This is a genomic window from Ferrimonas sp. YFM (genome assembly GCF_030296015.1).
GTDB lineage: Bacteria > Pseudomonadota > Gammaproteobacteria > Enterobacterales > Shewanellaceae > Ferrimonas.
The window spans coordinates 1,588,090-1,613,597 of the sequence record NZ_AP027368.1; the positions used below are offsets into that span (position 1 = coordinate 1,588,090).

Sequence of the window (25,508 nt, forward strand, 5' to 3'; positions counted from 1 at the left end):
CGGGCGTATTTAATTGGTTGCTGCTCATACTAGATTATCCAGGTGTGCGCTTTGGGCTTGAATATTATTTAATCAGTTGAAGGAGGCTGCCGTTAGCCAAAGTCGATGCCAATATTACAGCTCGAATAAATGGGCTGAGCAGAAGATGGTTAAGGTTTGATTTGAGAGACTGCGGACAATTGCTGTGCAACTTCCAGCCTATGGCAGTGCTTTACTATAGCGGTGAGTAAACTTCTGACACTCCAAAGCCAACCTGAGCGGCCTTGGATAAATCGCAGTTGGCAAAAATGAGGCTGTGCTGACGCCGAGTCACCACCTTTGGCCGGTGTAATCCAGCAGCCGCACTTCTCTCTTGCCCAGATCAAACGCGGCGGTCAGGCTGCCACTTTTACCTATGGCCCGCTGGGAGGGCAGGTGCAGATAGAGGGGAATTTGAGTGTGACTGAGGGTCACGGGTTGCCAAAGGCCGCTCTCGCTTTCGGTCAGCACCTCGAGGAACACAGTAACAATCAGGGCATCACTGTTGTTGCCCCCCATGCCGTACCCCAGCCTGTGAAGGGGGTAGAAGGGATTATCCAGGTCATAGCGACTGCCGGAGGGCACCGTCATTCTGAATCTGTAGCTGAGATAGGAGGCGGCACGCTCCGGGTAGGTCAGCTCCAGAGGCTCCTGATGATAGGGACTGTTCCGGTCGAAAAATGGGGTAGTCTGTTTGCGGCGGCTGTCATTGGAGGCGGCGTCGAAGCACAGTGGTCGCTCCCCCTCTTTCGCAAGGTAACGGTAGACCAGGCAGCTCAACTCACCGCCGAGTTGCCGCAGGCCCCGCTCCAGGTTGGGGTCCCGGCTGAGATCTCGTACCAACTGCCGCTGCTCACCGCTGGTGTTGAGGGCCATCAACCCCTGAAGGACACGCTGGTTTTCGGCGGTGGGTGGGTACCAGTGGTTGCCGGAAATGGCGTACTCGAAGGAGCGAATGTGGTCTACCTGGAAATAGAACTTGGGGTAGGCGTGCCTGGCCCAGGCAGGAAGAGAGGCGGCCAGTATCATCATCAGCAGTGCAATTCTCATGGTATCCCTCCGAGAGACGCTGGATAAATCATACTCAATTCACGGCCTGACTGTTAAGCTTTCTAATTGAAAATCAACAGAATTGTTGAGTCTTAATTGGAGTTGCAAGCAAAGCTGTGAGCCGAAGCGCAATTCTGTCCAAGCGCTAGGAAGAGCCCAGGCCTACCCTGAAGCAGTTGGGTTATGAGAATCGAGGACATATGAAAACCATAGGCATCATTGGCGGCATGAGCTGGGAGTCCAGCGTCAGTTATTACCAGTTGATCAACCGCGGGGTCGCCGCCGCCCAGGGAGGGCTGCACAGCGCCAAACTGGTGCTCTACAGTGTGGATTTTGCGGAGATTGAAGCTCTGCAGAGCAGTGGCGACTGGCAAAGGTCGGGAGAGCTTTTGGCGCAGGCGGCCAGGGCCCTGCAGTCTGCCGGCGCCGATTTTGTGGTGATCGCCACCAATACCATGCACAAGGTGGCGGATCAGGTGATGGAGGCGGTGGCGATCCCTTTGCTGCACATCGCCGACGCCACCGCCGATGCCCTGCTGGATGCCGGCATAGACTGCGTCGGCTTGTTGGGGACGCGCTTCACCATGGAGCAGGCATTCTACCGCGAGCGCCTGGAAGCCAGAGGTATCCGGGTGTTGGTGCCCGGAGAGGCCGGACGGGCCATGGTGGATAGGGTGATCTACCAGGAGTTGTGTCGTGGAAAAGTGGAGCCTCAGTCCCGTCGGGATTACCTGGAGGTGATCGACCAGTTGGCGTCAGAGGGGGCTCAGGGGGTGATCCTGGGGTGCACCGAGATTGGCCTGCTGGTGGGCGAGGGGGACACCGGGGTTCCCCTGTTCGATACCACGGAGATACACGCCAAAGCGGCAGTTGCCAACGCGCTGGAATCATGAGAAAAAGATAGGTTCCCGCTGGAATTCAACAACATAAAACAGGGAGACACCATGATCATTCGCGCCCCCCGCCCCGAAGATGCCGCCGACATTACCCAGACCATGGCGCAGCCGATCTGTTATGGCAATACCCTGCAGATGCCCCATCCCACGGAGCAGATGTGGCGTGAACGGCTGGCCAACAAACCGGATAATTTGCATGTGCTGGTGGTCGAGGTGGAGGGCAGGGTGGTGGCCAATGGTGGACTGGAGCTGATGGCGTCACCCAGGCGACGGCATGTCGCCAACATGGGCATGGCGGTGCACCCTGAATTCCATGCCCGGGGCGTGGGATCGGCGCTGCTGGCGGCGCTGCTGGAGCTGGCGGACAACTGGCTGGCGTTAAGGCGCATCGAACTTGAGGTGTACAGCGACAATGAGGCGGCCCTGGGGCTTTATCGTAAGCACGGCTTCGAGGTGGAGGGGACCGCCCGGGACTATGCCTTCCGGGACGGTCGCTACGTGGATGCTCTGCTGATGGCCCGGATCCGGACACCGGACAGCTAGGGCAGGATCAGGGTCACCGATGGCTGGGCCCGGTTGAGCTGCCAACTTTGAGTCTGACGAAAGTCCTGAAGATTCAGGGTATTCACCTGGCTGGGCTCCACCTCCTGCAACAGGGTCAGGGTGATGGTCAGAGGCTGTCCCCGGTATTCGCCGATGGGCAGTTCCTGGTAGATAAGGAGGTCTTTCACTGTGGGATCGATGCCAACCCAGTTGGGCTGCAGTTGCAGCCCGGTATCGGTCTCCAGCCTGAAGTGTTGGTTCAGATACGCTTCAAGCTGCATCTCTGCGTCGGCGAACCCCTGACTGGCGGGCAGCTCCAGGGCTCGCCCCATGTCCCGGGCGCTGTAACGGTGGATGATCTCCAGGGACTGACCATTGCGACTCAGGGCAATTTCAGTCAGGCCAAAGTGATAATTATGGGCCCAGGCACCGCCGCACAGCAGTGCCAGGACCAGAAGCCAGAGTCTCATTGGTTCTCCTTTGCGTCCTCCTTCAGAGGTTCGGCGTACTTCTGCATCATGTTCTTCTTCTTTTTCTCCTTAAACAGCTCCAGCCTGGAGGGCAGGATCTGTCTCGGGTAGTGGTTGTTGTCCACATTGGTGTCGGCGGTCTGCCAGTGGGGGTCCACCACCACAGAGATGAGTCTTTTCTCCATGGGACGTACCAGCATCTTGGTCACTTTCTTGGCGTTTTTCACCCAAATTTCTGCTGGTAGGATGAGCGGCTCAATGCTGCCGTCGTCGTAGCTGAGTTCCAAGATGATCGGCATCACCAGGCCACCCAGGTTGGAGAAGTCCAGCAGGTAGACGTTGTGGTCATCCTGCAACAGCTCCCGCTCGAAGGGCTCCAGCTTGGCCAGCATCTCGGCGTAGTCGTTGCGATCCTTATTGGTGGCGGTGAACTGGTCGTGCTCGTTGTAGAAGTCCTGCTGCTCGGGCTTGCCATCGATGAAGCGAGGCATCCCCTGGTTGCGCAGCTCGGTGATGGTTTCCGGCTTCTCCTGATGCTGCTGGCGCTGCCACTGGGACTCGATGTCCGGATCCTTGGTGTTCACCGTGAAATGGCGCACCCGGTCGATGCTGATGTCGACGTGATCCGTGGTGTAGAACCAGCCCCGCCAGAACCAGTCCAGGTCGATACCGGAGGCGTCTTCCATGGTGCGGAAGAAGTCCGCCGGCATCGGGCGCTTGAACTTCCAGCGCTCGGCGTACTCCCGGAAGGCGAAATCGAACAGATCACGGCCCAGGATGGTTTCCCGCAGGATGTTCAGGGCGGTGGCAGGCTTGGCATAGGCGTTGTTGCCAAACTGCAGAATCGACTCGGAGTTGGTCATGATCGGCACCTGACCCTCACTCTTCATGTAGGAAATGATCTCCTGGGGCTCACCGCCCTTGGAGGGGTACTCCTCCTCCCAGGCCTGTTGGGCCAGGTACTGAACGAAGGTGTTGAGCCCCTCATCCATCCAGGTCCACTGGCGTTCATCGGAGTTAACGATCATCGGGAAGTAGTTGTGGCCCACCTCATGGATGATCACAGTGATCAGGCCGTACTTGGTGCGCCTGGACCAGGTGCGGTCGCTGCGGTCTTCCTTGTTGATCTCAGGGCGAGGGCCGTTGAAGGAGAGCATGGGGTACTCCATGCCGCCCACGGGGCCGTTGACCGAGATCGCCACCGGGTAGGGGTAGTCGAAGCTGTAGCTGTTGTAGACGTCGATGGTGTGGACGATGGCGGCGGTGGAGTACTTGTCCCACAGCGGCGTGGCCTCCTCGGGGTAGAAGGACATGGCCAGGGTGTCGGTGCCGCCCTTTTTGTATCCTTGGGCATCCCACAGGAATTTGCGGGAGGAGGCCCAGGCAAAATCACGCACCTGGTCCGCCTTGAAGCGCCAGGTCTTGGTGCCCTTGCTGCGGCGCTGCTCGTTCTCCAGTGCTTCCTCTTTGGTGATGATGTACACCGGCTTGTCCGCCTCTCTGGCCTGCTCCAGGCGTTGGCGCTGGGTGCGGGTCAGCACCTCTTCCGGGTTGCTCAGAGTACCGGTGGCGGTGACCACATGGTCGGCGGGTACGGTGATGTTCACCTCATAGTCGCCAAACTCCAGGGTGAACTCGCCATGGCGCAGGAAGGGTTTGTTGTGCCAGCCGTGGGCGTCGCTGTAGACCGCCATGCGGGGGAACCACTGGGCGACTTCGTACAGGTAGTTGTCATCCCGCTCGAAGTACTCATAGCCGGAACGCCCGCCCAACGCTTTCTGCTCGTGGATGCGGTATTGCCAGCCAATGGTGAGCTCGAAGCTCTGTCCGGGCTTGAGGGCGGTGGGCAGATCCACCCGCATCAGGGTGTCCACCAGAGTGTACTTCAGGGGCTGGCCACCCTTGCCACTGACCTGGGTCAGGTTGATGCCAGAGGGGTGCACCTGGGTCATCAGTTCCCGGCGGTAGCTGCCCATGTCGATGCGATTGGCCTTGTCCCCTTCGTCGGCCACAGACACGGTGCGCATCCGGTTGGCCATGGAATCCTGACGGAAGCGGTTGGCATCCAGTTGCAGCCACAGGTAGCGCAGGCTGTCCGGGGAGTTGTTGGTGTAGGTGATAATCTCTTTGGCGGACAGGCTCTGATTGGCGTCGTCTAGGGTTACGTCGATGTGGTAATCCGCTTGCTGTTGCCAGTACTGGTGGCCAGGCGCGCCGGAGGCGGTGCGGTAGCTGTTGGGGGTGGGCAGCAGCTCTTCGAGCTGGCGGAACTTGTCACCGGCGACCAGCAGCGGGTCGGCGGCCAGGGCTGAGGTGGCGATCAGCGACAGCCCCAGGAAAAGGGAGCGAAATGACACGGACGGTTTCCTTCTTAAGGGTGAATCCCACGGCCGCTTTGGTTATGAGTTTGGTGCGGCGGGGTGTTGTGGCGCGGGCAAGATACCATAGGCGCGTAGCGCTGAAAAACCTGTGAAGGAGCCAGGTGGGAACGGCTGACCAATAAATCTAATTCAGCTGTTTAGACTGAGGCTAACGCGCCGGATTTATTGGTGAAAACTGCCGAATCTCAAGAGAAAGGAAACAGGAAAAAATGTGTAAGCTGGTTTTTCACCGGGGTCAGTTCAGCCATTCCCGGTTCAGCTGTTCTCTATCTTCCCCAAGATAATCCAGCACCCAGGTCAGCAGGGCGTTGGACTCATCCTTGCGCCAGGCCAGGCAGCAATGACTGGGACTGCGTGGGGTGGGCAGGCTTTTTTCCACCAGGATGCCCCGGGCGATCAGCGGCTCGGCGTAGTGGCGGGGCATACAGCCCAGGCCCAATCCCTCGCTGAAGCAGGCGATGGCGTTGGGCCAGTCGGGCACCATCAGCCGGCGCTGGTGAGGCAGTTGCCAGTTACTGCGCTTTGGCAGGGTACGGGCACTGTCCTCCAGGCTGATGGCGGGGTAGTGGCCTATGGCCTCTTCATTGAGGTGCTCTGCGCTGGCCAGGGGATGATGGGCCGCCATCACAAAGGCCCAGTCGATCTCGCCCATGTCCAGATAGCCGAAGTCTCCGCCCACGGGAATGGCGGAGGTGGCACCAATGGCGATCTCCGCCCGGCCATCGGCCAGGGCATCCCACACGCCATTGAACACCTCCATGCTGATCACCAGTTCGGCGTTGTCGAAGTGGCGGTAGAAGTCCCGAATCAGGGCGGTGATTCTGTGGGGTTTGACCACGTTGTCCAGGGCCAGGCGCAGGGTCTGCTGCCAACCGCTGGCGACCCTCAGGGTCTGGGCTTTGACCTCCTCCATCTGCCTGAGCATCGCCCTGGCCTCGGCGATGAAGTGCTGGCCCGCTTCGGTCAGCTCGACCCGGCGAGGCAGACGATGGAAGAGTTCGACCCCCAGATCTCCCTCCATTTGGCGCACCCGGTAGCTGATGGCGGAGGGCACCTTGTGAAGTTGACCGGCGGCCGCAGTAAAACTGCCCAGGCGGGCGACACAATCCAGCAGTTCGAGATCGGCTTTGGCAAACATAAGCAATCAAATATTTTGAACGATAACCCAGGATAATATCGTTTAATTTTCTTCATTACGACAAATACAATCCCTGGCGTTGATATACATGGGGCTGGCGCCACCTCGCTCGATGAAAATTGTTGAAAGGTATTTGTTGTGAAAACCACCAAACTGGAGATGGTCTACCTGGCGGCCCTGTCGATGCTGGGATTTGTCGCTACCGATATGTATCTGCCCGCCTTCGAGCGGATGCAGGATTTCTTCGGCAGCGGCCCGGAAGCGGTGGCGCTGTCCCTGTCGGTGTTTCTGGCGGGTCTGGCCATAGGTCAGCTCCTCTGGGGCGCGGTGTCAGATCGGTTGGGCCATCGTAATGCCCTGCTGGCGGGCCTGGCTCTGTTTGTATTGGCCTCTGTGGCCATCGCATACAGCCACAGCATCTGGCAGCTGCTTGCCCTGCGGTCTATGCAGGCGGTGGGCGTCTCCTCTGCCGCGGTCATCTGGCAGGCGATGGTGATCGCCGAGAAGAGTGACCGCGAAGCGCAGCGCCTGTTTGCCAGCATCATGCCCCTGGTGGCGCTGACCCCGGCCCTGGCACCCCAACTTGGGGTGGCCTTGATACAGTGGTTTGACTGGCAGGGGATATTCATCGGACTGGCCTTGATGGGACTGGCGTGCCTGTTGGTCACCCTTGCTCGTCCTGGCCGCAAGCCTTATGCCTCCAAAGGGAGCGTGGCGGCGGACTTTGCTCTGCTGCTGCGACGGCCAGGCTATCTGGGCAATGTGCTGATCTACAGCTTTGGCTCGGCCGCCTTCTTCGCGTTTCTGACCGGCCTGCCCAAGGTGATGACCGAAATGGGCTACGGCGCCGCTGACATCGCCATGGTGTTTCTGCCTCAGACCCTGGCTTTTATGGCCGGCGGTTATCTGGGCAAACGCCTGGTGGAGAGGTTGGGGGATGAATGGGTGCTGAAACAGCTGCTGGTGCTGTTTGGGTTTGCCTCCCTGCTGTTGGTGGTTGTGTCCTTGCTGCCTATCCCTGTCATCTGGCCGCTGTTGGCGCCTTTCTGCCTGCTGGCCGCCGCCAATGGCGCCCTCTATCCCATCGCGGTCAACCGTGCCCTGGGCCAGGCGAGGGAGTGCCCGGCGACGGGGGCGGGACTGCAGAACAGCATCCAGATCAGCATCAGTTTTACCGCCAGCGCGGCGGTGGCGCTCTTTGCCAGTCAGGCGCAGGAGGCGATCGGTATCGCCATTGGCTTGAGCTGTGTCGGGGTGATGCTCGGCTATGTGGTGTCTGATGCCAGGCAGCGCGGTCAGTGGACCAGGCCGGATCCGGCTCGGGTGGCCCTTGACGAGCGGGAGTAGTCTCTCTCCGTTGCCCTAAGGGGGCACAGGCGGGCCGGCCAACTGGCTGGGCGGCGAAGCTAAGGTGGGAGAGGTCAGTTGATTGAATCTGAGCAGCAATCTGTGTTGATGTTCCGGGTGTTCGCCGGTAAAGGTTCTGGCATGGGCGCAGTGGGGCATCAGCCAGAACTCTTTCCGGGTTTGTACCGCGCCGTAGAGCTGGATGGAACGCTGCGCTGGAATGAGTCGGTCCTGGTTGCAATGACTGACCACCACAGGCAGATGGCTTAAGGCGGTGATCTGCTCCATTGGGGCGCCATCTGTGTCGACCACCAGGGGCATCAGGCTACGCCAGAGTGTGCCGCCGGGGTAAGTGCCCACCACGTCCTGAGCCAGCAGAAGGTAGTCATCGAAGGAACTGTCCAGTACCAGCAGGTCAAAGCGCTGCTCCAATCCGCTACTTGAGAGCCCATCCAGGGCGATGGCGCCTCCCATGGAGGTGGCGAGTATGATTTTGGGCAAAGAGCGAAAGCCCGGCCGGGTTACGGCGTGTTCGAGCAGAGAGCGGGCGTCCTGGGCCAGCACATCTCTTGTGGCTTTGCCGCTGGAGAGCCCGAAGCCTGAGTAATCAAACAGCAGAACCTGATAGCCCTGGCCCACCAGCCACACCGCCTTTTCTCCGGTTTCGTCAAGATGGCCACTGTTGCCATGAAAGTGAATCACCAGCGCTTTGGCGGCGCCTGAGGGGGTATGCAGCTGAAGGTGTAACTGGTTGCCGGAGAGGGAGTCCAGGAAATAGTTCTCTATGCCTGGGCCTATGCGCATTACATCGGCACTCTTGGGTGAGTAGAAGAACCGATGGCCGCAACCGCAAAGGCTCATCGACAGCAGGGCAAGCAGCATTAATCGCATTCAAGTCTCCTTCAGGAGGCCTAAGGGCAACCTGTGATGGATTCACCTGATAGTGCGGGTTTCTATTTATAAAGGTCTGAATTTCAAGTTAGTACAGATGGAAGGCTTGAGCAAACTGTCGCCGCATACCAGGCTGGCACTCACTCCGGTAACCGGGGACCAGCAAAGGGCCCAGGAATCCAAGCAGAGGAAGGGGTCGGAATTCGAGGGGATATTTATTTCGCCAATTTTCTTGATCAGGTCGGGCGTTATATCTTGCGTTGCCTTAAAGGTCGCTTCGTATAGGCACCAACGAGGAAATAGTTGATCTTTTGGCCATTTAAGGTATTCGGCATACTGGTGGAGTTTATTATTTTTTTCTAATTGAATATCCACCCCTATGGCAGTATTCAGGCACAGGGCGACGGCGACGAACTGGCCGGTGTGGCTGATGGAGATTCGCCAGTCGGAATCCAGGAATCTGGGCTGCCCAGAGGGGGTGTGGCACCAGGTGTCTGGCAGCTCACCATCGCTGTTAAGTTCGCCAAACAGAGCTTTGACCGCATCTCTTTGTTGTTCTTTTAATTTCTTGGTGTTTAACGGCGCTGAAAATTCAGCCAGACCCACTCTAATCTTCTGGCATTTTGTGATTACGGACCTATTTAGAGTTATTGTCATCGCTGGTGACTCTGATTCAGAGGCCTCTTGTTGTAACATATGTAAAAAAAGGCTATGGTAGCGCGCGCTTAGCGGCCTTTCGAATTTAATTTAAATCAAGAAAAACATGAAGCAGATATTCCCTGTTCTGGAGTGGAAAGGGTGGTGTTCTGGGGGTTCCATGGATCTGGAATCACTGCCTGAGTATCCCTGGAAAGATGAAGGTGACGCACCTGTTGTCAGTGTGGTGCCTGCGATGCAGCGCCGCAGGCTCACTCGTCTGTCCAAAATGGCGCTTCATGTTGCTTCCTTCCTGGACGAGTCTCACGACCTGCCTTCGGTGTTCGCCTCTCAGCATGGCGAGGTGGCCCATACGATGACCATGTTAAATGGCATCTTTGCTGGTGAAGCCCCATCACCCACCAAGTTCAGCCAGTCAGTGCACAACTCCGCCTCGGGTGCCTACGGCATCCATTTCTCAAATCAGGCACCTTCCACCTCTATTGCGGCAGGGCGCGACACCCTGTTTTCCGCTCTGGTAGAGGCCCGGGCCATGCTCGAGCCGGGGAGGGATGTGCTGGTCATCTATGTGGATGTGCCTCTGCCGGAGCGATTTCGCGGCACCGAGGAGCCGGCGATCGCCCTGGGCATCAGGCTCTCTCTGAACGGCGTGCGTCAATTGGTGGCCGAAACCACCACAGACGCTCCAGAGCCCTGCGATCAGCCTGCCTGGCAGCTATTAAGTCTGCTGCATAAGGGCGAAGGGGAGTCTGTGGTGACTCAGGAGCGCCAGCGTGTGCGCTGGAGCCTGGAGTCATGATGGCGCAGCTCTATCATCTTTATCGCATTGTGGTGACTGGCCTGAGCTTCACCCTCTTCGGGGTGGGCGGACTGGTGACCGGTCTGCTGTTTTTCCCTCTGCTGGCGATGCTGCCCGGGCAGCCCATGGTAAAGGAGCGCCGGGCCCAGCGGTGCGTGCATCTGATGTTTCGTGGTTTTGTCCGCTTCATGGAGTTGTTGTGGGTGACCCGGGTCCAGGTGGATAAGCCAGAACGTCTGGCTCAGGCCAAGGGGTGCATCATTATTGCCAATCATCCCTGCCTGCTGGATGTGGTGGTAATGATCTCCGTGGTGCCTCACACCAACTGCATCGTCAAACAGTCCCTGCTGCGCAACCCGTTTATGCGCTGGGTGATCAAGGCGGCAGGCTACATTGCCAACGACGACCCTGAATCCGTGGTTCGGGACGCAAAAGAGCGTTTGGAGCGGGGTGACAACCTCATTGTGTTCCCAGAAGGCACCCGCACCACCCCCGACAATCCCGTGAGCATGCAGCGCGGGGCGGCAAGACTGATTTTACGTAACCGAGCGCCGGTGCTGCCGGTTACAATCCGTTGCACACCGACCACTTTGACTAAGGGAACACCTTGGTATCATGTGGCCCCCCGACGATTCATCATCGATCTCAGGGTGGGCGAACAGGTCATCTATGCCCCGGACCCAGAATTACCCGAGTCCCTCCAGGTACGGCAACTGACTCGTCGCCTGGAGGCTGGTTACAACATGGAGCTACACCCGAATGAGCGAATTGAAACTGGAATTGAAACAACTGATCATCGAGTCCTTAGAACTTGAAGAGATCACCCCTGAAGAGATTGAATCTGACGAACCTCTGTTTGTTGAAGGCCTGGGACTGGACTCCATCGACGCCCTGGAGTTGGGCGTAGCCATCAAGAAACGATACGGTGTGAAGCTGGATCCCAACGCCGAGGATACCCGCTCTCACTTCGCCAGTGTCACTGCACTGGCCAACTTTATCGAATCACAGAAGAAACAGGAGTCCCTGTAATGAGCCGCAGAGAGCAACTGCTTGCGGAACTGTCCGCCATCCTGATCGAAGAGTTTGAGATCGACGCCGATGACATTCAGCCGGACGCCAACCTCTACGAAGACCTGGACCTGGACAGCATCGATGCTGTTGACCTGGTCATCAAGCTGCAACAATCCTCAGGCGTAAAGATTCAGCCCGAGGAGTTCAAGGCCGTGAGAACCGTCAATGACGTTCTGGACGCCCTGGAAAAACTGATTCCCGCGTGATGAAACGCCTGTTGGCCGTGGTGGCAACCTTGCTGCTGCTGGCTTACCCCGTCCTGGTGTTCCTGTCGGTGAACCAGGGGGGCGGGATGATACTGGCCGCCCTCCTGTTTCTGGTGTTGGCGGCCAGAGCGATTCTGGCCCCGGCGGGCAGCAGATTGTTGCCGCTGGCCGGGTGTGCCTTGGTGGTGCTCTACGGCGTGACCCGTCAGGACCAGGTGCTGATGTGGTATCCGGTGTTGGTGAACCTGGTGATGCTGGTGACCTTCGCCCTGACGTTGAAACGGGGCCCCAGCATGATTGAACGTTTCGCTCGCTTACGCCACCCCAATCTGCCCGAGGCTGCCCGGCCCTATCTGGAGCGGGTGACCCAGGTCTGGTGCGGGTTTTTCGTGATCAATGGCAGCCTGGCGCTGGCGACCGTAGTGATGGGAAATCTGCAGTGGTGGGCCATCTACAATGGCCTGATCTCTTATGTATTGATGGGGACACTTATGGCCGGTGAATGGCTGGTGCGTCCCAAGCACGAGGCGGTGTAATGAGGTTAAGTATCGGTCAGGCACTGATGCGAGATGACAGTGTCAGCTGTGTGCTCACCGACGAGGGTAGCATTGATCTTGACCAGTTGCGCATCGACATCGCTCGGGTTCAGAGTTCTGTGCCGGCAGGGATAAGCCGGGTCATGCTGCACAGTGAGTGCAGCGGCGTTTTCCTGGTGCGCCTGCTCGCCCTGCTGGGTCTCGGCGTTGAGGTGGTGCTGCCCGCCAATGGTCAACCCGATACCCTGGCCAAACTGGCCACAGAACACCAGCTGCAGATGGACGATGACTGGCAGCCCAATGCTGGCCAGCCTGAGCCCCTTCGCTGGAGCCAGCAGGGCAGGCTGAGGCTGTTCACCTCCGGCAGCAGCGGGGATGCCAAGCCGGTGGAAAAGACCCTGGAGCAGATAGAAGCGGAGCTGGGCGCCCTTGAACAGATGTTTGGCGCTCAGTTGGCCGGCAGCACCCTGATCGCCAGTGTGTCGCACCAGCACATCTATGGCCTGCTGTTTCGTGTACTCTGGCCCTTTGTCAGCGGTCGTCCCTTTCTGGCTCAGACCCTGCTCTACCCTGAGTGCATAGAGGGCGCGCTGTTGCGCCACGCCCCTGCGGTTCTGGTGGCCAGCCCTTCGGTATTGGAGCGCTGGGATCTGGACGGACGCGGTGTGCCGCGCCTGGCCTTCAGCTCAGGGGGCCCCTTGGCCCGTCCGGCTGCCGTTGCCCGAGCCCAGGCCTGGGGACAAGGGGTGGTCGAGATCTATGGCAGCACCGAAACCGGGGGCATCGCCCGGCGTCAGGCTTCCTGCGCTCAACCAGAGCCTGCCTGGCAGCCCTTTCCCGGGGTGGAAACCCGGATTGAGGCCCAGCGGCTACGGCTTCGCTCCGCCTTCATTGATCCCCAGGGCTGGTACCTTACCGATGATCTGGTGGAGCCGACGCCAGAGGGGTTTTGCCTCATCGGCCGGGCAGACCGCACGGTCAAGTTGGCGGAGAAACGGGTCAATCTGGTGGCCATGGAGCGAGCCCTGGAGTCGTCCGTCCTGGTTCGCAAGGCGGCCCTGGTGATGCTGCCTGGTCGCCGTGCCCAGCTGGGGGCGGCGCTGGAGCTGACCGCCGCCGGTCAACAAGCCCTGGCAGACATGGGCCACCGGGGACTGTCAGAGAAACTGAAGCTGGCCCTGATCGGCGAGTTCGAACGGGTCACCCTGCCGAGACGTTGGCGCTATCGGCAACAACTGCCCTACAACAGTCAGGGCAAGTTGCCCAGGACCGCTTTATTGGAGCTTTTTGATGTTAACCAAGGTTGACCCTATCTGGGTGGCCCATGCTCAGGACGGCCCTTTGCACAGCTTCGAGCTGACGATTCCACAAGACCTGGATTACTTTCGCGGTCATTTCAACGGTGCCCCGGTGTTGCCCGGGGTGGTGCAACTGCAGTGGGCGATCCGCAAGGCTCAGCAGACCTTCCAGATGGCGGAGTATTGTGCCCGCCTGGACGTGGTTAAATTCCAGCATCTGCAGTTGCCCGGACAGAGTGTCACTCTGGAGCTGGAACGGCTCGACGACACCCGGGTGCGTTTTGCCTATTTCAGTGGCGATAAACGCTATTCCAGCGGTCGCATCGTGTTTGAAGCGGAGAGTGCATGACGCCCTGCCTGCTGATCCCCCATTACAATCACAGCAAACAGCTGCCACCGGTGCTGGATTCCCTCGAGGGCCATGGCATCGACTGTGTGCTGGTGGACGACGGCTCGACCGAGGAACACCGTCAGGCGTTGGCGGCAATGATCTGCGACCGCCCCTGGGTCAAGCTGGTTCAGCGACCACAGAACGGCGGTAAAGGGGCCGCGGTCAAGACCGGCTTGCACTGGGCGTTCGAGCAGGGGTACAGCCACGCGATTCAGGTGGATGCCGATGGCCAGCACGACCTGGGCGATCTTCCGGAGTTGTTGGCGCTGTGCCAGGCTCATCCCCAGGCGCTGATCACCGGCATTCCCCGTTATGATGATTCAGTGCCTCGCCACCGCTATTGGGCCAGGTATCTGACCCATGTCTGGGTCTGGATCGAGACCCTGAGCCTGGAGCTCAAAGACACCATGTGCGGCTTCAGGGTCTACCCACTGGCTTCTGTGGTCGAGGTGCTGCGCAGCCAGAAGCTGGGGGACCGGATGGATTTCGATCCGGAGATCATGGTGCGCATGCACTGGCAGGGGGTTCCCTTTATTCAGCGCCCCACCAAGGTGATCTACCCGGAGCAGGGGCTGTCTCATTTCCGTGCCCTGCAAGACAACTGGCTGATCAGCAAGATGCATACCCGTCTGGTGTTTGGCATGCTGTGGCGCGCGCCCAAGTTGTTGCTGCGCAAAGGCCGCAGCCGCCACTGGAGCAAGGCCTCTGAGCGTGGCGCCATGTGGGGACTGAAGACTCTGCTGTGGCTCTATCGCCATGGTGGCCGCTGGCTGTGTCAGGGGTTTCTGCCCCTGCTGATTGGCTACTTTTACCTGACCGGGACTCAGGCCAGAAGCGCCTCCAGAGACTTCCTCTACCGCGTGGCCAAGGCCAAGCAGGGACCACAGGCACCCAGGCCGGGCCACTGGCAAAGCTACCGCCATTTCCTGAATTTCGGCCAGGCTGCCCTGGCCAAGCTGGACGCCTGGAGCGGAAGGCTGGATGTGGGGCCTGCTCAGTTCCCCAACCGACATCTGCTGGTGGAGCTGTTTGAGCAGCGCCGGGGAGCGGTGATTCTGACCGCCCATTTCGGCAATATCGAGATATTCCGGGCGGCGGCAGAGAGTCAGTTTAAACCCAGAATCAATGTGCTGGCCCTGACCAGTCATGCGGCCAAGTTCAACGCCATTCTCAAGGAGCTTAATCCGGAATCCCAGGTTGAGCTGCTTCAGGTGGACGATCTTGGTGTGGAGACCGCCATGCTGCTGCAGGAGCGGGTCTCCAACGGTGAGCTGGTGATCATCGCCGGCGATAGAACCTCGGCCAGCAACTTTGGCCGAGTCCACTATGCGCCCTTCCTCGGGGCGCCGGCACCCTTCTCGGTGGGGCCCTATGTGCTCGCGTCCGTGCTGGAGTGCCCGGTCTACCTGATGTTGGGGCTGCCCACCCCCGAGCTTCATATGGAGAAGCTGTCAGATTCGCTCAAGGGACCGAGAAAAGAGCGGCAGGCGCAGATTGGCCGCTGCATAGACGACTATGCCGCCCGACTGGAGCGTGAGGTGCTCAAGCACCCGCTCCACTGGTTCAACTTTTATGATTTCTGGCTGCGGGATGATGCCCTGCAGCTGGATAAGGATTGATCATGGAACAGCAGACGACCTCCACCCTGGAGAGCGGAATCATTACCCTGGGCGAGAGTGCTCTGACCATAGAGCAGGTGAACGCCATTGCCGATGGCGCCAAGGTTCGCCTGAGCGACAGCGAGCAAGTCATTGGTCGCTTGCAGCGCAGCGCCGATCTGCTGGATACCCTGCTGAAGCAGGACGGTGAGATCTACGGCGTGACCACCGGCTACGGCGATTCCTGCACCGTATCCATTCCCGACCATCTGGTGGAGGAGCTGCCCCTTCATCTGACCCGTTTCCACGGCTGTGGCCTGGGGCGTTATCTGGATCTCAGACAGGGCAGGGCGGTGCTGGCGGCGCGTATGGCGTCCCTGGTGATTGGCCGTTCCGGGGTCAGTGTGGCCCTGCTGCAACGCATGGTGGACCTGCTCAACCATGACATCATCCCCCGCATCCCGGAGGAGGGTTCGGTGGGGGCCAGTGGCGATCTGACGCCACTGTCCTACATCGGAGCCGTGCTGGTAGGGGAGCGCGAGGTTTATTACCGCGGCGAGGTGCGGGAAACCCAGGACGTCTACGCCGAACTGGGCTGGCAGCCCCTGGTGCTGCGTCCCAAGGAGGGCCTGGCGTTGATGAACGGCACCGCGGTGATGACCGCCCTGGCCTGTGATGCCTTCGCCCGTGCCGAGTATCTCAGTCGCCTGTGTGCCCGTATGACGGCGCTGTGTTCCATTGCGCTTAAGGGCAACCCCTATCACTTTGACCCCCTGCTGTTTCAGGCCAAGCCTCACCCAGGTCAGGCGGAAGTGGCTCACTGGATCTACCAGGATCTCGGCGGTAATGATGGCAACCCCAACCCGCCACGGTTGCAGGACAGGTATTCCCTGCGCTGTGCTCCCCATGTGATTGGTGTGCTGGCGGACGCCCTGCCGTTTTTGCGGCAGACCATCGAAACCGAGCTCAACAGTGCCAACGACAACCCCATCATCGATGGCGAAGCGGGCCGAATTCTCCACGGTGGCCACTTTTACGGCGGTCACATCGCCTTTGCCATGGACAGCCTGAAGAATGCGGTGGCCAACCTGGCGGATCTGATGGATCGGCAGTTGGCTCATCTGGTGGACACCAAGTTCAATAACGGCCTGCCCCGCAACCTGTCCGCTTCGACCGGCGATAGGGCGGCCATCAATCATGGCTTCAAGGCGGTGCAGATTGGCGCGTCCGCCTGGACCGCCGAAGCGCTGAAGCAGACCATGCCAGCCTCGGTGTTCAGCCGCTCCACCGAGTGCCATAACCAGGACAAGGTCAGTATGGGCACCATCTCGGCCAGGGATGCCCTGAGGGTGCTGACCCTCACCGAGCAGGTGGCCTCGGCGTTGCTGCTGGCCAGCTATCAGGCGGTGTGCCTGCGTCGCCGTCTTGACGGCGACCTGCCTCTGACCTGTGGCGTTACCGCCCTGATGGAGCAACTGGCTCAGGAGTTTGATCTGGTGATTGAGGATCGCCCCCTGGAGCACAGCCTGCGTCAGACGGCCAGCCAGATTCAGCAGCAGTACTGGCGGGTGCCCTGATGAGTGGCTTGCCTTCTGCGATGGTCAGGGTGGAGGTGCCCTTTCACGACTGTGATCCCATGGGGATCACCTGGCACGGCAACTATCTGCGCTATTTCGAGCTGGCTCGCTGCGCCTTGCTGGATTCGTTCCAGTACAACTACCGGCAGATGGAGGAGTCGGGCTACCGCTGGCCCATCATCGATCTCAAGGTGCGCTACCCCCAGCCATCGACCTTCGAGCAGAAGCTTGAGGTCCATGCTGAGCTGGTGGAGTGGGAGCAGCGCCTGAAGATTCGCTACAAGGTTCTGGATGCCGACAGCGGTCGCCGCCTGGTCAAGGGGGAGACGGTGCAGGTGGCGGTGCACAATGAAACCGGTGAGATGTGTCTGGTGTCGCCCCAGGTATTACGAGAGAGGTTGTCTCCATGGCTCGATGGTTGATGCTGTTTCTGTTGCTGGCCCCCTCAGCCAGGGCTCTGGATCTGGGGGCATTGCAACGCCTGCTGGATACCGAGCAGCCGGTTCGGGGTCATTTCCAGCAATCCAAGACTCTGGCTTTTCTCTCCAAACCCATGGTGAGCGAAGGGGCCTACCTGATGGCGCCCGGGTTGGGATTGATCTGGGACCAGGCCACACCCTGGCCTCAGGAGATGATTCTCAGCCAGGGAAAGTTAACCATGGATGGCGAGACGGTAGAGATGCAGGCGGGGCCCTTCGCTCCGGTGATTGCGGCCTTGATGCAGGGGCAGCTGGAGACCCTCAGGGAACACTTTACCCTGGCCGGAGAGGGCAGCCTGGAAAGCTGGCGCCTCCATCTGGTGCCCAGGGCTGAACCAATGATCCAGCTGTTCAGTGCCATTGAGATTCGCGGTGAGCAGCAGCGGGTTCTCGGGCTCACCCTGACCGACACCGCCGCCCAACCCACTGAGATTCGTTTCAGCGACATCCATTTCGGTGAACTGAAGGAGGATGAGCGTGCTCGCTTCTGAGCGAACTCACCTCTCCACAGGCCGGGGCTGGATGCTCTGGCTGGGCTTACTGCTGCTGCTGTTCTCGGCGGCGGCCGTTCGCCTGGAATTCCGCCTCCCCAGGCTGGACACGGAGATCACCGCCCTGTTGCCCAGCGCCGATGACTCCAGCCCGGCCACCCAAGTGCTGGAGCAGATGGCGGCGTCCGGCGCCAATACCCTGTTCCTGATGCTGGAGGGTACCGACACCGCACAAACGCGCCAGGCCCTGGAGACACTGGTTCCGTCATTGGAGCGGGCCGGACTCACTTTGGTGGCCCCGGGCAGTGAGCAGCAGCTTGCCCTGGGAAAGGCACTGTTTCCCTATCGGTTTGGTCTGCTCAGTGACCAGGCCCGCACCAGGCTCAATCAGGACGATCCCCAGCTGTGGCTCAAGCCTCTGCTGCGTGCCCTGGCGACGCCAGGAACCACACCGGCGGCGGGTCTGATCAGTCAGGACCCCCTGCTGTTGTTCCCTGACTACCTCTCCTCGCTGGCGGGATCCCAGGGCAACTGGCATCCGGGCCCCCTGGCCCTGGAGAGGCCCTGGGAGGACAGGCAACTGTTGCTGAGCCAGTGGCAGGTTGAGGGCAGCGCCTTTGACATGGGGCGGCAACAGAGCGTGCTCGACCAACTGGCCCAATTTGAATCGGCGAACCCGCAGATCCGCCTTAGCCGTGTCGGTGTGTTGTTCCACGCCGCCGAGGCGGCCCGCTCGGCCCGTCAAGAGATGACCTGGCTGGGCAGCGCCTCACTACTCATGGTGGTGCTGCTCTCCTGGTTGGCGTTCCGGCGCCTGATGCCTCTGGCCTGGTTGCTGCTGGTGGTGGGCTCGAGCATGTCGGTGGGGGTTCTCGCCTGCCTGTTGCTGCTGGGCGAACTGCATGCCATCACCCTGGTGTTTGGCACCACCTTAGTCGGTGTGGCGGTGGACTATACCCTGCATCTGAGCTGCCACGGTGCCGGTAACAGTCGCCGGGCGGCATCGATGCTGCGCCGTCCCATGGCTCTGGCCCTGATCAGCTCCTGCCTGGCCTACCTGGTGATGCTGTTGCTGCCCTTCCCCGGCCTGAAGCAGATGGCGGTGTTCTCTGTGGCCGGTCTGTGCTGGGCCTTTGTGACGGTTCAGTGGATGCCCGCAATGGGGTTTGATTCCCCCAGCCTGGCACCAGGGCTGGTGCCCAGGGCCGGCGCCCTGGCGCACGCCACCCGCCGCCTGACCGGTTCGACCCTGTTCTGGGCACCCCTGCTGGCGCTGACGTTGACCGGGCTCAGCCGCCTCGGGGTGGACGACGATATTCGTCATCTTCAGCACAGTGATCCCCAGCTGTTGTCTCAGCAGGACAGGGTGCAGACCCTGCTGTCTCAGCCGGACCAGAGTCGCATGTTGCTGGTGGAAGGGGCGACGGCAGAGCAGGTTCTTCAGATTGAAGAGGCACTGAACACCAGGCTGGATACGCTGGTGACCTCCGGGGCTTTGACCGGATACCGGGGGGTGTCCGCGTCCTTGCCCTCCCTGGCCCGGCAGAGGAGTGACCGGCAACTGCTGGCTCGGCGTTATCAGGACCCCGGGTTGGTGGCGATGATGCAGGGGATGGGGTTTGATCCCAAGATGTTGCCCCGGCTGTCTCAGGCCATTGAGCAGGCTCCGCTGCTGACTCCGGAACGCTGGTTGTCTCACGACGCCCTGGCGCCGCTGCAGATGCAGTGGCTGGGGCAGGGTGAGCAGGGCTGGCGGACTGTGGTGCTGCTTGAGGGTGTGCGTGACCTGGATGCCCTGAAGTCGCTGGCAGATGGCCGGGAGGTTCAGTACCTGGACAGGGTGGAGGACCTCAGTCAGTTTATGGCGCACTACCGGCTGGCATTGTCTGTGGTGATGGGGCTGATTCTGTTGGCGGCACTGCTGTTGGTGAGTCGCAGCTATGGCTTGGGAGCCGGGGTGCGCATTGTGGCAGCGCCAACGGTGTCGGCGCTCCTGGTTCTGGCGCTGTGGGGGCTGCTGGGAACCCCTGTCAACCTGTTTCACATGCTGGGTTTGCTGCTGATGTTTGGCATCGCCCTGGATCAATCCCTGTTTCTGGCGACCTGCGGGCCAGGTGAGCTGGGGCGCTGTGCCCTGGCCATCGGCCTGAGCGTGGTGTCCACCGTTGCCGCCTTCGGCATGCTGGGCCTGTCCCAGACGCCCGCCCTGGCGGCCTTCGGCCAAAGCCTGAGCCTTGGGTTACTGGCGGCCCTGGTGCTTTCCACCTTGGCCCTGACAAACGACAAGAAGGACAGTTAACGATGCACACGGAGAAGCGCACCCTGGTGGTGATCGGTGCCGGCCCCTCCGGCGCCCTGGTGAGCGCCCTGATGAAGCAGCAGGGGCGCGATGTGGTGGTGCTGGAGCGGGATCAGTTTCCCCGGTTCTCCATCGGAGAGAGCCTGCTTCCCCAATGCATGGCCTTTATGGAACAGGCGGGCTTACTGGGCGCGGTGGAGCAGGGGGGCTATCAGCATAAGAACGGCGCGGCCTTTGCCTGGGGCGATCGCTACACCGAGTTCGATTTCCGCGAGAAGTTCTCTGCGGGCCCCGGCACCACCTACCAGGTGCCCAGGGCCGACTTCGACAAGCGCCTTGCCGACGCCGCTGAGGCTCAGGGGGTGGAGATTCGTTATGGTCACACCCTGGTGGATGTGACCCTGGAGCAGCAGGGAGCCAGCCTGGTGGTTGAGGCTGATGGCCAGAGGTATCGCATTGAGTGCGATTTCGTTCTGGATGCCAGCGGTTTTGGCCGTGTGCTGCCCAGGCTGCTTGATCTCGAGCGACCCTCAGACTTTCCGTCGCGACGGGCCATCTTCACCCACATCCAGGACAACGCCGACGGCCGCTTTGATCGCAACAAAATTCTGATTACTGTCCACCCCGAGCACCAGGATCTGTGGTTCTGGCTGATCCCCTTCTCCGACGGTCGCGCTTCGGTCGGCGTGGTGGGGGAGGAGCACTTCTTCAAAGAGGGGGTGCCCTGGGAGGAACAACTCAAGGCTTGGGTGGCGGCGACACCCAGCCTGGCCTTGGTACTGGCCGACAGTCAGTTCGACCGTCCGGTTCAGAGCCTCAAGGGCTATTCGGCCGACGTCACCACCCTGGCAGACCGGCGTTTTGCGCTCCTGGGCAACGCCGGTGAGTTCCTCGACCCCGTATTCTCCTCCGGCGTCACCATCGCCATGAAGTCTGCGGTGCTGGCCGCCCAGGTGCTGGGAGAACAACTGGACGGCCGCAGCGTAGACTGGCAACAGCGGTATGCCCGGCCGCTTCAGCAAGGGGTCAACACCTTCAAGACCTACGTCAAAGCCTGGTATCGGGGGGATTTTCAGACGTTGATGTTCCACCCCAACCCCAACCAGGAGATCCGTGATATGGTCAGTGCCATTCTTGCCGGCTACGCCTGGGACCGGGAAAACCCTCTGGTTCGCGAGAGTGAGCGTCGTCTGACGGCCTTGGTGGAGTTGTGTCGATGAAGCAGACTCTGGTGCTGTTGATGGCCCTGCTCCTGAACGGGTGCGCCTTGCTCAAGGGGGAGACCTGCCCCTACCTGGCACCAGGGGTTGGTTATTGTCTGTTGTCGCCCACAGAGGTGGCGAGTCAGAGGCAGATTGAGAAGATCGCCATCGAGATACCGGGCGCGCCGAAAATGACGCTCCACGGTGTACGTGAAAACACCCCGGGAACCATGGTGCTGGCGGCCACCGGAGCCGCTGGCCAGATCAGCTTGTCAGTGAAGTGGGACGGCCAGCAGTTGGCCTCCCAAAGCAGTGGTTTGCCGGACTCCCTAGACCCGGCCTGGTTGCTGGCCCTGGTTCAGCTGAGCGAAGCCCCCCTTGCCGAGGTGGAGACGGCCCTCAGCGGGGCGGGTTTGACCGAAAGCAGCAGCGGCGAGCTGAGGCAGCGTGAGTTATGGCAGGGCAGTGAACGGCTGATGACCCTGAGTCACTCTCACGACTACACCCGGGTAGAGCACCACAGGTATGGACTGACTATGACCATCACTACTTTGAGTCGGGAGGCACTGTGAACAGCTATCGATTGAGTGCTCCGGCTCTCTTTACTTCCCTTGGGCTGGATGTCCAGTCTCTGGTGGACCGGGTGCTTGGCAGCCGCCAGCCCGTCATGACCGCATCGGACAGCTTCAGCGGGGAGCGCAGTTATGTGGTGGGCCAGGCGCCGGCCCTGGAGACGCCCCTTCCGCAGCCACTGGCCCACTGGGATTGCCGGAACAACCGCATGCTGGCGGCCTGTTGCGATCAGATCTCTTCCCAGATAGAGGCGCTGAAGACCCAGTACGGCAATGACGCCATTGCGGTGATTCTGGGCACCTCGACCTCGGGCATCGAGGAGTATGAACTGACCCTTGCCGAGGAGCAGGCCGGTCAGTCGGTGCGCGACTACCACTACCGAAAACAGGAGATGGGCACCGCCGCCCTGTTTGTGGCAGAGCGGTTTGAACTCCAGGGCTGTGCCTACACGGTGTCGACGGCCTGCTCGTCGGCCGCGAAGGCGATGGCTTCTGCCGCCAGGCTGCTGGATGCTGGCCTGGCCGATGCGGTGATCTGTGGCGGAAGTGACAGCCTGTGCAGGCTGACCGTCAATGGTTTTGATGCCCTGGAGTCCTACTCAGACAACCAGTGTTCGCCGTTAACCCAGGGGCGCGATGGCATCAACATCGGCGAAGCCGCGGTGCTGTTTGTGATGACCCGAGAGCCCGGAGGCATTCGCCTGACCGGGACCGGCGAGAGCAGTGATGCCCACCATGTATCGGCTCCCCACCCGGAGGGCCGGGGCGCCGAAGCCGCGATGCGTCAGGCGCTGCAATCAGCCTCCCTGCAGCCTGAGCAGCTGGATTACATCAATCTCCATGGCACCGGCACCCCACTGAATGACAAGATGGAGTGCGCCGCCATCGAGCGTGTGTGTGGCGACAGGGTACCGGTGAGCAGCACCAAGACGCTGACCGGACATACCCTGGGAGTCGCGGGTGCCTTGGAAGCCGCCCTGTGCTGGGGCCTGCTCAGTGACTGTAACCCTGAACGCAAGCTGCCGCCTCAGTTGCTGTTTGGGGAGAAGGATGCCGAATTGGCTCAGGTTCGTCTGGCCGATGAGCAGGACAGGTTGCCTGCAGGCGGCCGCATTTTAAGTAACTCTTTTGCCTTTGGTGGCAGCAACATAGCCCTTATATTGGAGCGAGAAAGCTAATCATGACCCACCCCCTTTCTCAATACCTGCCCCATGATGAGCCGATGATTCTCATCGATGAGCTGGTGTCCCATGAGACCGAGAGCCTGAGCTGTAAGGTGACCCTGAGCGAAGACTCTCCCTTCTATGACCCTGACACCCGACGGGTGCCCGAATGGGTGGGCATGGAGTATATGGCCCAGACCGTGGCCGCCCTCGCCGGTGTGGAAGCCCGGGCAAGAGGGGAGGAGGTGCGCATTGGTTTTCTGCTGGGCACCCGAAAATATCAGGTTCATGAGCGTGCCTTTGCCCTCAACACGCCCTACATCATCCGGGTAGAACGCCTCTATCAGGACGAGGACGGCATGGCCAACTTTCAGTGCGATATTTTCCGGGAGCAAAGCCCGGTGGCCAGCGCCAGAATCAATGTTTTTCAGCCTAATAACGTTAATGAATTTCTAGGAATCCCCTCATGACACGACGCATATTAATCACCGGTGCCAGCCGGGGAATCGGACGTGCCATCGCTCTGAAGCTGGCCGGTCCCGATGTCGAACTGGTGCTTCACTATCACAGCAACAGCGCCGCCGCCGAGGCGGTGGCCCAGGAAGCCGAGCAGCAGGGCAGCCGAGTCACCTTGGTGAGCTTCGATCTGGCCGATGGCGAGGCCTGTCGACACGCACTGGAACAGGACATGGAGCACCATGGTGCCTACTATGGCGTGGTATGCAACGCAGGCATCAGCGACGATGCCGCCTTCCCGGCCATGTCAGAGGAGAGCTGGGATAAGGTGCTGCGCACCAACCTGGACGGTTTCTATCATGTGGTGCACCCGATAGTGATGCCCATGGTCCAGAGCCGCAAAGGTGGTCGTATCGTTACCCTGTCCTCCCTCTCCGGGGTGGCAGGCAATCGCGGTCAGGTCAACTACAGCGCCGCCAAGGCAGGCATCATCGGTGCCACCAAGGCGCTGGCTCTGGAGCTGGCCAAGCGAAAGATCACCGTGAACTGCGTGGCCCCGGGCCTCATCGAAACCGACATGACCGAGGCTCTGGACGAAAAGATGCTCAAGGATCAGATCCCGGCACGTCGCTTCGGAAAACCGGATGAGGTGGCTGCGGCAGTGGCCTTCCTCATGAGCGATGATGCCGCCTACATCACCCGCCAGGTGATCTCGGTGAATGGAGGCATGCTGTGAAGCGGGTTGTCGTCACCGGCATGGCCGGTATCTCCCCCATAGGCCAGGACTGGCCGAGCATTCAGGCGCGCATGGCCGCAGGTCAGAACGCGGTGGTGCGTATGGACGAGTGGGACTGCGCCGAGCAGATGCATACCCGTCTGGCTTGCCCTGTGACCGATTTTGAGAAGCCCGCCCACTACAAACGCAAAGCGGTTCGCTCCATGGGGCGGGTGTCTCTGATGGCTACGGCGGCCACCGAGCGCGCCCTCGACGATGCCGGCCTGCTGGGAGACCCGGTTATCCAAAGTGGCGCCATGGGGGTCGCTTATGGTTCCTCTACCGGCTCTACGGATCCCATCAAGGCGTTTGGCCGCCTGCTCAATGACGGTGATATGACCGGGGTGACGGCCACCAGCTACATTCAGATGATGGCCCACACCACCGCGGTCAATGTCGGGGTATTCTTCGGTCTGAAAGGGCGGGTTCACACCACCTCCAGCGCCTGTACCTCGGGAAGTCAGGCCATAGGTTACGCCTTTGAGGCGATCCGCAGCGGGCGGCAGACCATGATGGTGGCCGGCGGCGCCGAGGAGCTGTGTATCTCTGAGGCGGCGGTGTTCGACACCCTGTTCGCCACCAGCACCCGAAACGATCAGCCGCAGCAGAGCCCGCGCCCCTTCGATAAGGACAGGGATGGCTTGGTGATTGGCGAAGGAGCCTGCACCCTGATTCTGGAGGAGCGGGAGCACGCTTTGGCTCGCGGGGCCACCATCTACGCTGAAGTGCTGGGTTTTGGCACCAACAGTGATGGCCTGCACGTGACTCAGCCTAACCAGGAAACCATGGCGGTGGCCATGCAGCAGGCGTTGGATGACGCCAGCCTGGGGGCAGAGGACATAGGTTACGTCTGTGCCCATGGCACCGCCACCGACCGGGGTGATGTGGCCGAGAGCCAGGCCACCGCGGCTGTACTGGGCCGCAAGCCCATCAGTTCCCTGAAAAGCTACGTCGGTCATACCCTGGGAGCCTGTGGTGCCCTGGAAGCCTGGTGGAGCATCGAGATGATGCGACAAGGCTGGTTTGCCCCCACCATCAATCTGGACGAGGTTGACGAGCTGTGTGGTGACCTGGACTACATCACCGGATCGGGCCGTCAGATGGCGGTAGACAAGGTGATGAGCAATAACTTCGCTTTTGGCGGCATCAATACGTCACTGATTTTTGCTCGCCCGTAACACCGGGTGCCCCGGACTGCCGGGGC

The 25,508-nt window shown here is 60.5% G+C and carries 27 protein-coding genes; 21 read left to right on the forward strand and 6 right to left on the reverse strand.

All coding sequences use genetic code 11. The annotated features are described in order from the left end of the window. Positions 1-309: 309 nt before the first annotated feature. Entirely contained in the window at positions 310-1,068 is a 759-nt protein-coding gene (locus QUE41_RS07440; protein WP_286342241.1) for a hypothetical protein, read from the reverse strand. Between the two features lie 200 nt (positions 1,069-1,268). Between QUE41_RS07440 and QUE41_RS07445 the strand changes: the two genes are divergently transcribed. Continuing rightward, entirely contained in the window at positions 1,269-1,961 is a 693-nt protein-coding gene (locus QUE41_RS07445; protein WP_286342242.1) for an aspartate/glutamate racemase family protein, read from the forward strand. 51 nt (positions 1,962-2,012) lie between these two features. After that, a complete protein-coding gene (locus QUE41_RS07450; RefSeq protein WP_286342243.1) occupies positions 2,013-2,507 on the forward strand; it encodes a GNAT family N-acetyltransferase in 495 nt (164 codons plus the stop codon). On the opposite strand, the gene QUE41_RS07455 is transcribed toward QUE41_RS07450, so the two are convergent. The 3 genes from QUE41_RS07455 to punR form a co-directional block, all read right to left on the reverse strand. After that, a complete protein-coding gene (locus QUE41_RS07455) occupies positions 2,504-2,977 on the reverse strand; it encodes a DUF6702 family protein (RefSeq protein ID WP_286342244.1) in 474 nt (157 codons plus the stop codon). The two genes, QUE41_RS07450 and QUE41_RS07455, sit on opposite strands and share 4 nt — an antisense overlap. Next, positions 2,974-5,334 carry a M1 family metallopeptidase gene (locus QUE41_RS07460; protein ID WP_286342245.1) on the reverse strand — a complete coding sequence of 787 codons (2,361 nt, stop codon included), beginning with the start codon at positions 5,332-5,334 and terminating at the stop codon, positions 2,974-2,976. Before QUE41_RS07460 ends, QUE41_RS07455 begins: the two co-directional genes overlap by 4 nt. A gap of 259 nt (positions 5,335-5,593) precedes the next feature. Continuing rightward, a complete protein-coding gene (punR, locus tag QUE41_RS07465) occupies positions 5,594-6,496 on the reverse strand; it encodes a DNA-binding transcriptional activator PunR (RefSeq protein WP_286342246.1) in 903 nt (300 codons plus the stop codon). A gap of 138 nt (positions 6,497-6,634) precedes the next feature. On the opposite strand from punR, the gene punC reads away from it, so the two are divergent. Further along, positions 6,635-7,843, forward strand: coding sequence for a purine nucleoside transporter PunC (gene punC / locus QUE41_RS07470; protein WP_286342247.1), 1,209 nt, complete (start codon positions 6,635-6,637; stop codon positions 7,841-7,843). Between the two features lie 15 nt (positions 7,844-7,858). On the opposite strand, the gene QUE41_RS07475 is transcribed toward punC, so the two are convergent. Both QUE41_RS07475 and QUE41_RS07480 read right to left on the reverse strand, forming a co-directional pair. Next, positions 7,859-8,734 carry an alpha/beta hydrolase gene (locus QUE41_RS07475; protein ID WP_286342248.1) on the reverse strand — a complete coding sequence of 292 codons (876 nt, stop codon included), beginning with the start codon at positions 8,732-8,734 and terminating at the stop codon, positions 7,859-7,861. A 66-nt stretch (positions 8,735-8,800) separates the two neighbouring features. After that, a complete protein-coding gene (locus QUE41_RS07480; RefSeq protein WP_286342249.1) occupies positions 8,801-9,340 on the reverse strand; it encodes a 4'-phosphopantetheinyl transferase family protein in 540 nt (179 codons plus the stop codon). Positions 9,341-9,551: 211 nt separating this feature from the next. On the opposite strand from QUE41_RS07480, the gene QUE41_RS07485 reads away from it, so the two are divergent. Genes QUE41_RS07485 through QUE41_RS07570 form a run of 18 tightly spaced genes read left to right on the forward strand, consistent with a single transcriptional unit; the run spans position 9,552 to position 25,482 of the window. Beyond that, positions 9,552-10,190, forward strand: a complete 639-nt coding sequence (locus tag QUE41_RS07485; RefSeq protein WP_286342250.1) for a beta-ketoacyl synthase chain length factor — start codon at positions 9,552-9,554, stop codon at positions 10,188-10,190. Next, positions 10,190-11,005, forward strand: coding sequence for a lysophospholipid acyltransferase family protein (locus QUE41_RS07490; RefSeq protein ID WP_286342251.1), 816 nt, complete (start codon positions 10,190-10,192; stop codon positions 11,003-11,005). Before QUE41_RS07485 ends, QUE41_RS07490 begins: the two co-directional genes overlap by 1 nt. Beyond that, positions 10,950-11,219, forward strand: coding sequence for a phosphopantetheine-binding protein (locus QUE41_RS07495; RefSeq protein WP_286342252.1), 270 nt, complete (start codon positions 10,950-10,952; stop codon positions 11,217-11,219). The genes QUE41_RS07490 and QUE41_RS07495 overlap by 56 nt, the downstream gene beginning before the upstream one ends. Further along, entirely contained in the window at positions 11,219-11,467 is a 249-nt protein-coding gene (locus QUE41_RS07500) for an acyl carrier protein (protein WP_286342253.1), read from the forward strand. Before QUE41_RS07495 ends, QUE41_RS07500 begins: the two co-directional genes overlap by 1 nt. Next, positions 11,467-12,003, forward strand: coding sequence for a COG4648 family protein (locus tag QUE41_RS07505; RefSeq protein WP_286342254.1), 537 nt, complete (start codon positions 11,467-11,469; stop codon positions 12,001-12,003). The genes QUE41_RS07500 and QUE41_RS07505 overlap by 1 nt, the downstream gene beginning before the upstream one ends. Further along, on the forward strand, positions 12,003-13,310 hold the full coding sequence (locus QUE41_RS07510; protein WP_286342255.1) for an AMP-binding protein: 1,308 nt from the start codon (positions 12,003-12,005) through the stop codon (positions 13,308-13,310). Before QUE41_RS07505 ends, QUE41_RS07510 begins: the two co-directional genes overlap by 1 nt. After that, positions 13,294-13,650 (forward strand): ApeI family dehydratase, encoded by a 357-nt coding sequence (locus QUE41_RS07515; RefSeq protein ID WP_286342256.1) that lies wholly within the window; start codon positions 13,294-13,296, stop codon positions 13,648-13,650. The genes QUE41_RS07510 and QUE41_RS07515 overlap by 17 nt, the downstream gene beginning before the upstream one ends. After that, positions 13,647-15,311 (forward strand): glycosyltransferase family 2 protein, encoded by a 1,665-nt coding sequence (locus tag QUE41_RS07520; RefSeq protein ID WP_286342257.1) that lies wholly within the window; start codon positions 13,647-13,649, stop codon positions 15,309-15,311. The genes QUE41_RS07515 and QUE41_RS07520 overlap by 4 nt, the downstream gene beginning before the upstream one ends. A 2-nt stretch (positions 15,312-15,313) precedes the next feature. Further along, complete coding sequence (locus QUE41_RS07525; RefSeq protein ID WP_286342258.1) at positions 15,314-16,867, forward strand: HAL/PAL/TAL family ammonia-lyase; 1,554 nt, start codon at positions 15,314-15,316, stop codon at positions 16,865-16,867. Further along, the gene (locus QUE41_RS07530; protein ID WP_286342259.1) at positions 16,867-17,289 is read left to right on the forward strand and encodes an acyl-CoA thioesterase; all 423 of its coding nucleotides are present in this window, start codon (positions 16,867-16,869) and stop codon (positions 17,287-17,289) included. Before QUE41_RS07525 ends, QUE41_RS07530 begins: the two co-directional genes overlap by 1 nt. Continuing rightward, positions 17,274-17,837: a LolA family protein gene (locus tag QUE41_RS07535; RefSeq protein WP_286342260.1), complete on the forward strand. Its 564-nt coding sequence runs from the start codon at positions 17,274-17,276 to the stop codon at positions 17,835-17,837. Before QUE41_RS07530 ends, QUE41_RS07535 begins: the two co-directional genes overlap by 16 nt. Further along, complete coding sequence (locus QUE41_RS07540) at positions 17,824-20,136, forward strand: MMPL family transporter (RefSeq protein ID WP_286342261.1); 2,313 nt, start codon at positions 17,824-17,826, stop codon at positions 20,134-20,136. Before QUE41_RS07535 ends, QUE41_RS07540 begins: the two co-directional genes overlap by 14 nt. A 2-nt stretch (positions 20,137-20,138) precedes the next feature. Next, positions 20,139-21,356 (forward strand): NAD(P)/FAD-dependent oxidoreductase, encoded by a 1,218-nt coding sequence (locus QUE41_RS07545; protein WP_286342262.1) that lies wholly within the window; start codon positions 20,139-20,141, stop codon positions 21,354-21,356. Next, on the forward strand, positions 21,353-21,910 hold the full coding sequence (locus QUE41_RS07550; RefSeq protein WP_286342263.1) for a DUF3261 domain-containing protein: 558 nt from the start codon (positions 21,353-21,355) through the stop codon (positions 21,908-21,910). Before QUE41_RS07545 ends, QUE41_RS07550 begins: the two co-directional genes overlap by 4 nt. After that, on the forward strand, positions 21,907-23,088 hold the full coding sequence (locus QUE41_RS07555; RefSeq protein ID WP_286342264.1) for a beta-ketoacyl-ACP synthase: 1,182 nt from the start codon (positions 21,907-21,909) through the stop codon (positions 23,086-23,088). Before QUE41_RS07550 ends, QUE41_RS07555 begins: the two co-directional genes overlap by 4 nt. Before the next feature lie 2 nt (positions 23,089-23,090). After that, on the forward strand, positions 23,091-23,543 hold the full coding sequence (locus QUE41_RS07560) for a hotdog family protein (protein ID WP_286342265.1): 453 nt from the start codon (positions 23,091-23,093) through the stop codon (positions 23,541-23,543). Further along, on the forward strand, positions 23,540-24,265 hold the full coding sequence (fabG, locus tag QUE41_RS07565; RefSeq protein ID WP_286342266.1) for a 3-oxoacyl-ACP reductase FabG: 726 nt from the start codon (positions 23,540-23,542) through the stop codon (positions 24,263-24,265). Before QUE41_RS07560 ends, fabG begins: the two co-directional genes overlap by 4 nt. Beyond that, a complete protein-coding gene (locus QUE41_RS07570) occupies positions 24,262-25,482 on the forward strand; it encodes a beta-ketoacyl-ACP synthase (RefSeq protein WP_286342267.1) in 1,221 nt (406 codons plus the stop codon). Before fabG ends, QUE41_RS07570 begins: the two co-directional genes overlap by 4 nt. Positions 25,483-25,508 lie beyond the last annotated feature (26 nt).